The organism is Holosporales bacterium (genome assembly GCA_031263535.1).
GTDB lineage: Bacteria > Pseudomonadota > Alphaproteobacteria > UBA3830 > JAIRWN01 > JAIRWN01.
On sequence record JAISFO010000039.1, the window covers coordinates 1 to 7,998 of the forward strand.

10 protein-coding genes, 1 tRNA gene and 1 pseudogene are annotated in these 7,998 nt (G+C 42.7%); 1 reads left to right on the forward strand and 11 read right to left on the reverse strand.

Translation table 11 applies throughout. From position 1 onward, the window contains the following. Positions 1–87: 87 nt before the first annotated feature. The 11 genes and pseudogenes from LBL30_04510 to LBL30_04560 all read right to left on the reverse strand — a co-directional run bounded on the left by LBL30_04510 (position 88) and on the right by LBL30_04560 (position 7,720). Positions 88–163 (reverse strand) — tRNA-Lys (locus LBL30_04510). A 227-nt stretch (positions 164–390) separates the two neighbouring features. Then, on the reverse strand, positions 391–1,374 hold the full coding sequence (gene neuB / locus LBL30_04515; protein ID MDR1032347.1) for an N-acetylneuraminate synthase: 984 nt from the start codon (positions 1,372–1,374) through the stop codon (positions 391–393). After that, entirely contained in the window at positions 1,371–1,676 is a 306-nt protein-coding gene (locus tag LBL30_04520) for a hypothetical protein (protein ID MDR1032348.1), read from the reverse strand. Before LBL30_04520 ends, neuB begins: the two co-directional genes overlap by 4 nt. After that, positions 1,648–2,295 (reverse strand): hypothetical protein, encoded by a 648-nt coding sequence (locus LBL30_04525; GenBank protein ID MDR1032349.1) that lies wholly within the window; start codon positions 2,293–2,295, stop codon positions 1,648–1,650. The genes LBL30_04520 and LBL30_04525 overlap by 29 nt, the downstream gene beginning before the upstream one ends. A 10-nt stretch (positions 2,296–2,305) precedes the next feature. Next, complete coding sequence (gene hisH, locus LBL30_04530) at positions 2,306–2,944, reverse strand: imidazole glycerol phosphate synthase subunit HisH (GenBank protein ID MDR1032350.1); 639 nt, start codon at positions 2,942–2,944, stop codon at positions 2,306–2,308. Then, a pseudogene (locus LBL30_04535) lies at positions 2,935–3,707 on the reverse strand (imidazole glycerol phosphate synthase cyclase subunit). Before LBL30_04535 ends, hisH begins: the two are co-directional and overlap by 10 nt. A gap of 6 nt (positions 3,708–3,713) precedes the next feature. Then, positions 3,714–4,487, reverse strand: a complete 774-nt coding sequence (locus LBL30_04540) for a hypothetical protein (GenBank protein ID MDR1032351.1) — start codon at positions 4,485–4,487, stop codon at positions 3,714–3,716. Between the two features lie 58 nt (positions 4,488–4,545). Next, positions 4,546–5,007 carry a hypothetical protein gene (locus tag LBL30_04545; GenBank protein MDR1032352.1) on the reverse strand — a complete coding sequence of 154 codons (462 nt, stop codon included), beginning with the start codon at positions 5,005–5,007 and terminating at the stop codon, positions 4,546–4,548. Positions 5,008–5,035: 28 nt separating this feature from the next. After that, positions 5,036–5,623: a NeuD/PglB/VioB family sugar acetyltransferase gene (locus LBL30_04550; GenBank protein ID MDR1032353.1), complete on the reverse strand. Its 588-nt coding sequence runs from the start codon at positions 5,621–5,623 to the stop codon at positions 5,036–5,038. Further along, positions 5,620–6,735, reverse strand: coding sequence for a LegC family aminotransferase (locus tag LBL30_04555; protein MDR1032354.1), 1,116 nt, complete (start codon positions 6,733–6,735; stop codon positions 5,620–5,622). The genes LBL30_04550 and LBL30_04555 overlap by 4 nt, the downstream gene beginning before the upstream one ends. Further along, on the reverse strand, positions 6,728–7,720 hold the full coding sequence (locus LBL30_04560) for an NAD-dependent 4,6-dehydratase LegB (protein MDR1032355.1): 993 nt from the start codon (positions 7,718–7,720) through the stop codon (positions 6,728–6,730). Before LBL30_04560 ends, LBL30_04555 begins: the two co-directional genes overlap by 8 nt. A gap of 82 nt (positions 7,721–7,802) precedes the next feature. On the opposite strand from LBL30_04560, the gene LBL30_04565 reads away from it, so the two are divergent. After that, on the forward strand, positions 7,803–7,998 hold a 196-nt coding region (locus tag LBL30_04565; protein ID MDR1032356.1), incomplete at its 3' end, for an NAD-dependent epimerase/dehydratase family protein.

Genomic DNA, 7,998 nt, shown 5'->3' on the forward strand with positions numbered 1-7,998 from the left:
CATAAAACGTGGGACCTCAGTGGGATAAATCTTCAATATCCCTACAATTATAAAAAACATAAATCTCTGAAAATCCACCAAAACTACTGGTGGGCGCAGTAGGGTTCGAACCTACGACCCGCTGATTAAGAGTCAGCTGCTCTACCAACTGAGCTAAGCGCCCCTAGGGCAAGATGGTAACACCAGAGCACTAAATTTTGAACAGCAAAATCACCGGCCAATTGGTATTTGTGTTGATTGCAAAAAAGCTGAAAGCTTAACTCGTCTTTTGGTTGTATTTACGAAAAAATACAACCATACATAAAACAGCTGCATGCGATGCGTACGGGTTGAGCGGAAATTTTGATGTTACATGATGTATGGGGAGGTGATATGAAAGCGAATTCTGGATTATATCATATCATCTTCTAGATAATCTTTTTGCGCGATGGAGCCGATGACTTCGTCCCAACGCATAGGGGATATGCCGGTTCCAGGACGTTTAGTAGTCAAATTATCTTCTGAAAAAATTTCTCCCTTTTTAATGCTACGTTTAGCAAAAATAGACTTTCTTACAATAGGCATATTGCGCAGCTCGCTTGGCGATGGTTTTTTTTCACCATTGCCTAAGGCTTGCCCGATATGTCTGATTGCCAAAACCATTTGCTTAAGTTCCTGCGGATCGGCGCTTGCTTTATGATCTGGCCCGTCCATATTCTTATCTAGGGTAAAATGCTTTTCGATAATTACGGCGCCTATGGCTACAGCCGCTATTGAAACCTCAATCCCTTCGGTGTGGTCAGAATAACCAATCTCAAGATTGAATTCTTGCTTTAGCGTCTGCATAGCGCGCAAATTCACTTCATTATATGGGCACGGATACTCGGTCGTGCAGTGCAGAAGGGCAACCTCGCATGGACTCAAGACGTTTATTGCTGCTCTCACCTCCTCCAAAATCGCCATGCCAGTCGATAAAATCACTTTCTTCTGGCAGGATGCAACCCTTCTTAAAAGCGGAAGATTAACAATCTCTCCTGACGGAACTTTAAAACATTCAACGCCCAAGGAAGCCAATAAATCCACGCTTTCAAGGTCAAATGGAGTAGACATAAACTTGATTTCGCGCAAATCGCAATATTTTTTCAGCTCGCGAAAAGCTTCAAACGAAAGCTCCAGCTTTTTTATCATCTCCAGCTGGCCTTCTTCAGCCCCTGTGAGTTTCTTTTGATATTCGGCCTTTTCTGCGTTTTTACTAACGGCCTTTTCAGCGATAAAGGTCTGAAATTTGACCGCATCACATCCGGCCGCTTTCGCCCCGTCAATCAACTTTTTAGCCAGCTCGACGGAGCCGTTATGATTCACACCAGCTTCGGCAATTATGAAGGTTTTTGTCAATTTAAGCGATCGCCTATTTTTACAACGCCATTGTAAAAATACTCTTCTAATCTCAAAATGGAATCTTTTGTTTTAACAATAAACTTACCGTCGTCTTTATATAAAATTTGACCAGGAATCCCTTTATATATTGGAGCATCAGTAATCATAGAGACTTTATTTATAAGAAATTCTTTGCCATTTAAAAAACTTTTGGCTATACACGCTGGTTTGGCCAAGGCACGAACAAAACAAAACACCTCTCTAGAAGCGGTATTCCAATTGATAATTTCATCACCCTCCTGTCTGCTGCCGCAATACATACCGACCGGATGTATAGATTTCTGATTTTGTCTGTATGGCGATGCCATTCCCCCCCCCCCCCATCTGGCAAATAGAAGAAAGAGTTTCGTGTAAAACGTTGGCACATTCAGTTTGTGCTAGCTTTAGTAACGTCCCATAATCATCCGCATCGCTTATAGGATATGTTTTTTGTAAAATAATGTCGCCAGTATCTATTCCTTCGTCCACATAGTGGACGGTAATCCCGAATTCTTTTTCATCGTTAATCAACACCCAACTCAGTACAGTCTTGCCGCGGTAAAATGGCAATTTACCAGCATGGCAGTTTATAATTCCCATTCGTGGTAAGTTGATTATGTCTTTCTTAAAGATTTGATCAAAAGACATAGAAACAAAAACATCACATTCGTATTGCCTGACCTTCTCCATAAAGCACGGGGAATTTATGTTGTTTTCTATAATAATATCTATGCCATTGGATTCAGCTAATTGCTTTAAAGCTAGATCTGGCGTTTTAAACCTGAGGCACAGGAATTTGATACTAAAACTTCCGTCTTGATGGATAAGGTTAAAGGCGTTTTGCCCCCAAACACCATCAGCAAAGTATCCAATTTTAACAGGTTTCAAAGTTTCAGACATTTAAATGACATCAAAGCGCCAGAAAGTTTTTTATAATTCTTATCCCAACGGGGCCGCTTTTTTCTGGATGAAATTGGCAGCCGTGCACGTTATTTGATTCTATAACAGCAGGAATGTGAATACCATCATGAATGCATTGTGCAATACAAAGATGCTTATCGTTGGCGTCTACTACAAAAGAGTGAACAAAATATACAAACTCTCCCGGTTTTACGCCTTTTAACACGCTGTCTTCCCAAATATCTTGAGCAGTAATAATGGCGCCCCAGCCAATATGCGGAATTTTTACGGCGTCTCCTGCAGAATTCACAGATGGAAGACTTTTAACTTTACCAGATATAATATCAAGCCCGTCATGTTTACCAAACTCTTCACCAATACTCATGAACAATTGCATGCCAAGACAAATCCCCAAAAGAGGTCGTCCGGTTCTAGCAAATTCTCGCAGCGCGTCAATCAGGCCTTGATTTGCAAGCTTTTCCATACCGGCTGCGAAAGCGCCAACCCCAGGCAGCACTAGCCGATCAGCCGAAGCAACGTCCTTGGGCGTCGTTGCTAAACTCGTTTCAGCGCCGCAATACTCCAGCGCACGACAGACGCTGAGCATATTTCCCAATCCATAATCAACAACGGCTACCTTTAATGACATGCTGGGACGTTTCTTACAGGTATATTTTGGCTTATGAGGTGCTTGCGAATATCAGGAATTGTCAGCTTGCCGTAATTAAGTACGTGCGCCATTGCTATAGCGCTTGGGCAACATTTTTCGACAAGATCAACCAATTGAGCCATAGTACCCATTCCGCCGCTTACTATTACAGGAACGGACGCAATCGCGGTGACCGCTTGTACAAGCTCCAGATCAAAGCCTTTAGCGGTACCTTCCTGATCCACAGACGTCAACAGTATTTCGCCGATCCCAAGCATACATCCCTTCTTAACCCAATCCAAAAATCTATGCCGCTTTTTTCTCGTCCATTATCATAATATGCGGTCCACCCACCACTTGGACTTCGTTTTGCTTCTACTGATAAGACTACGCATTGAGAGCCGAAAGCATTGCTGACCTCACTTAAAATCTCAGGTCGCTTTATGGCGGCTGTGTTTATGGCTACTTTATCGGCCCCAGCTCTTAGAATTGCCGCCGCATCATCGGTAGTTCTGATACCTCCACCTGCGGTAATAGGAACGAAAACATCCTTAGTCGCTTCTTTAAGTATGCTTAGCAAATTGCTGCGCTCATAAAGGCTGGCAACGATATCCATGTAAAGGATCTCGTCAATTCCATCGGCATAATAGCGCTTGGCTAATGAGTTTGGCTCGCCTAGTTTCCTTAAGCCTTCAAGCTGGACCCCTTTAACGACATTTGGACCCTTCACATCAAGTCGGGCGATAAGACGAAGGCCACTCATTCTTGATCAATCAGCGAAAACGGTATGACGCAGCCGCCATTCACCATTAACTCTCTTCCACAGATGCGGAGAACGGAAATTATCACAAAGCTTTATGAAATACTCTTTATCCATTATGGGTTGCTCAAACATCTTAGACGCAACCGGGTATTCTTCTGGCGGAATACTTAGATAGCGAAATATTTCATCAGCAAAACGCTTGGGCCACTCTCCGTCATACTTTTGTACTAACGCAATGCCTTCTTCTCGATTTATTTCATTGTTTCTGATTTCCTGCGATGCATCGTAACTCGCTCGTCCCAGACCGAATTTTATATACGTCGTGTAGTAATGAAAATCATCAATAATTCTGTCGTCAATACTGTTGTATTTGCTATATGTGCCAACAGTCCGCTCTGGCGAAGGTTTGAATCCGCCATGTTCAACAGCATAGTAAAAACATCCCTGAGGATGCCAGGATAAGTAGTATCCCAAATAGTAAACTTCAGTTTTCTGGCTGCCTACGCTCGCGGTATTTGCCGGAAGATAAGAGGCAAAGTCTCCGTACGACAGTCCAAAATCATTAACCAATTCTTCAACTGATATTCCACCAAGATAAAGTTTACTAAGATCATCGCTGACACAAAATTTGGTATCATACGAGGCTTGGATTCCTTCAAAAAATTTAGTGTTATATTCGGCGCTGTTTTCTCCATAAAAAACCAAAGGGATATTGTATCTGATACTAAGTTTATATGCTAAATGCTTTTGCCCAAGTATGAAAGGTTGAAATGGATGCAATCAGGCGGTGTATGCGCGGGTTTGGTGTATGCAGAATATTGTCAAACCCGGCGTTCATCTACGCCTGAAAATTATGCCAACCCCACTCGGTGTAGATATGCGGCGCCCACGTTATGGTTAACGGATGCATACCGTATTTGTATTTAAGCATATGCGCTGCATAAAAGCTGTCCTTCCCGCCAGATCCAGAGACTATGCAGTCATGCGATCCATCTTTGCTTCGAAAACGATCGCAAAGCTCTTTCAGCTCGCGTTCACGCTCTGACCAATTTATAGATTTGGCTTTTGATTCATTGAACCTGCACGCATCGCAAACCTGTTCCTCATTAAGCGGCATTGTTTCCTTCTTGGATTCAATCGTATGCTGGAATTCTACGGCTGAGCTTGGAAGTTGATTCGACATGACGCACTTTTTACAAAACTTGACATCCTTAGGCAGGCCATATTTCGCAGAAGGATTTGGATTCGAAGGACTAAACTGGTCGTAATCAACGGAAGATGGATATGGAATGATGCACATGAGTACTCCTAAAAATTTTAAATATATTTTAACCTACAACACACCCGCATCGTATAAATGACGCATCTGGAATCTGTGCTCCTTGTACGATTACCGAATTACTGCCAATAAAACTACCTGCACCGACCACTACTCCGCCATTTATTACTGCAGCTGTTGAAACATGGCAATTATCACCAACAGCAGCATCGTGTTCTACAAGCGATTTTGAGTTAATTATACAATTTTCCCCAATTTTTGCACCAGAATTTACCAGCGCATGATGCATTACTATAGTACCTTGGCCAAGGCTGACGTATTTCGAAACATGAGCTAAAGGCGATACAATTGTCGAGATATTCGCATTACATTTTTTTAAATAATCAAACAATCTTTTCCTCAAATTGGCTAACTCTAATTTTCCTAAGGTGAAAATGAAGTACATTACCCCCCCCCCCCCCCCAGCTAGTTCTTGTATACGAGAATCATCTCCGATAACGCTATATCTCAGAACAGACGTTCCGATCTTTAAATTTTTATCCAAAATCCCAAGTATCCTGAATTTTCCCTCGCACTCAATGACATCAATACAACTTCGGCAATGACCACCTCCACCTATGAGTATTAAATCTTTCATAGCACCTTGCTCACGATATAGTTTATCTCCTCTGGCGTTAGATTAGTACTACAGGGAATGTTCACTACTTTTTGCCAATATTCAGTGGCCTTACTGATCATATAAGATTGGCAGCGTTTATATGGCCTTAAAGCATGAATCAAGCTCCATATAGGCCTGCTTTGTATACCGCTTGCCTTTAGTCTGCTCAGCAATTCATCGCGCTTATCCGTTACAAAAGAATAAAACCATTTATTAGAGCGCGTATTGTCCTGAAAGCTGAGCAAGTTCAAGCCAGCCGCTTTATATAAATTATAATTCTTTTCCTTTATCGCAATAAATTGCTCTAATTGCTCCAGCTGCGCGATGCCAATAACTGCTTGCAAATTGGTCATACGATAATTATAACCAATTTCATTATGAACAAACTTTTCCTCATAATCTTTCGCTTGATTAGCTAAATACCTTGCGCGGTCGACTAAATCAGAATTGCGGGCAGTAATCGCCCCACCTCCTCCTGTGGTAATTATTTTATTGCCGTTAAAAGAGTACACGCCAAAATCACCGATAGTTCCGGCAAAATCACCGGTTGCTTTGTAATAAGAACCCAAGGCTTCAGTCGCATCTTCAATCACTTTAAGGTTATACTTCTGCGCCAATTCCATCAAAGCATACATATCAACCATATTTCCGAAAATGTGAACGGCAACTACTGCCTTAATGGTTCTTTTAGTCGTACGATTGATTAGCTTGCTGTCGACAAAACCACATTCTGTTTTTATGAATTTTGCTACTTTTTCAACATCCAGACAGAGATAATCATCGCAGTCCATAAATATTGGCTCGGCCCCGACGTATCTGACCGGATTTACCGTCGCGATAAACGTAAGTGTTGGTACAATCACTTCGTCACCATATCCTACACCCGACAGAATCATCGCCAGATGAAGGCCGGCGGTACCACTTTGGATTGCGGCCACTTTCTCGATCTTAAGGTACCGTGCAAGTTTTTCTTCAAATTCGGATATTCTTCCGCCGCTTGTCGATATCCATCCAGACTTTACAGCATCAATCAGGTAATCAAGCTCATTCCCGGATAAATTAGGGACGGATAAAGGAATAAAATCAGACATTATAAATGTGAGTTTTATATTTTTTAAGATTTTCAGAAGCAGTAAACCAATCTATGGTCTCGCGTAGCCCTTGCTCTAAGGTGTACTCAGGCTCAAACCCGATCATTTCCTTGATTTTGCTGTTGTCGCAGCACAGCCGTCTGACTTCGGATTTTTCCGGGCGAATTCTTTGATCATCCATCACACATTCTGCACCGCTGTTCATTGTTTTCTTAATAAGCTCGAAAACATCTGCGATTGAAATTTCACGATTTGAGCCTATATTTACGGTCTCGCCAATTGATTGATCGCATTTAGCCAGCTCAATAAAACCTCTAATCGTATCTTTCACATAGCTAAAATCCCTGGTAGGCGTTACATCCCCGAGGTCGACCTGTTTCTTTCCACTGGCAATCTGAGTAATTATGGTTGAGATAATTGCCCGTGCCGATTGCCTGGGGCCATAGGTATTAAACGGGCGTACAATACATACCGGCAGGCCGAAAGATCTGTAAAAACTTTCCGCTATTGCGTCCGCCCCAATCTTGGTTGCGCTGTATGGTGATTGAGGTTGAAGAGGATGCTTTTCATCTATAGGAACGTATTGCGCCGAGCCATAAACTTCGCTGGTTGAAGTAATCAGCACCTTTTGCGCGCCATTTTCAAGTGCTGCCTGACATACATTCAAAGTCCCCTTGATATTCGTGTCAATGTAGCTGTCAGGGGCTATATATGAGTAGGGAATAGCTATTAAAGCGGCCAAATGAAAGATTACATCAACACCTTTAGTGATTTTGCTCATGTAATGTGCGTCCTGAACGTCTCCGCAAAGGACCTCTACGTCGCGCAGGCAATTTATATCCTCAAGCCACCCCCAGTTGTTGAACGAGTTATACTGGGATAGCGCTTTTACACGCAAACCCTTGTGGACCAAAGACTCAACTAAATGCGATCCGATAAAACCGTCTGCGCCGGTGACAAGAATTGCTTTACTCCCCAAGTCCATTGCTTAGCTGCCCAAACTTAAATACTATACGAAGCATACTGTACTCCTTGCCAAATTTGAAGCAAGTAAACTGGGTTTGTGTATGAATAAAAAAATAAATAAGAAAGTTTTGGTCACCGGAGCAAACGGATTCATCGGGCGTACGGTAGCTGAATACCTGATGAGCAGTGGATATGATGTGACTGGTTTGATTAGACTAGTCAAAAAAGACGTATCTGCCGGCAGCCCGGCGTCGGCGCTGGCGGGTGCGGGCGGGGGGGGGGCCGTGGCGGGGTATG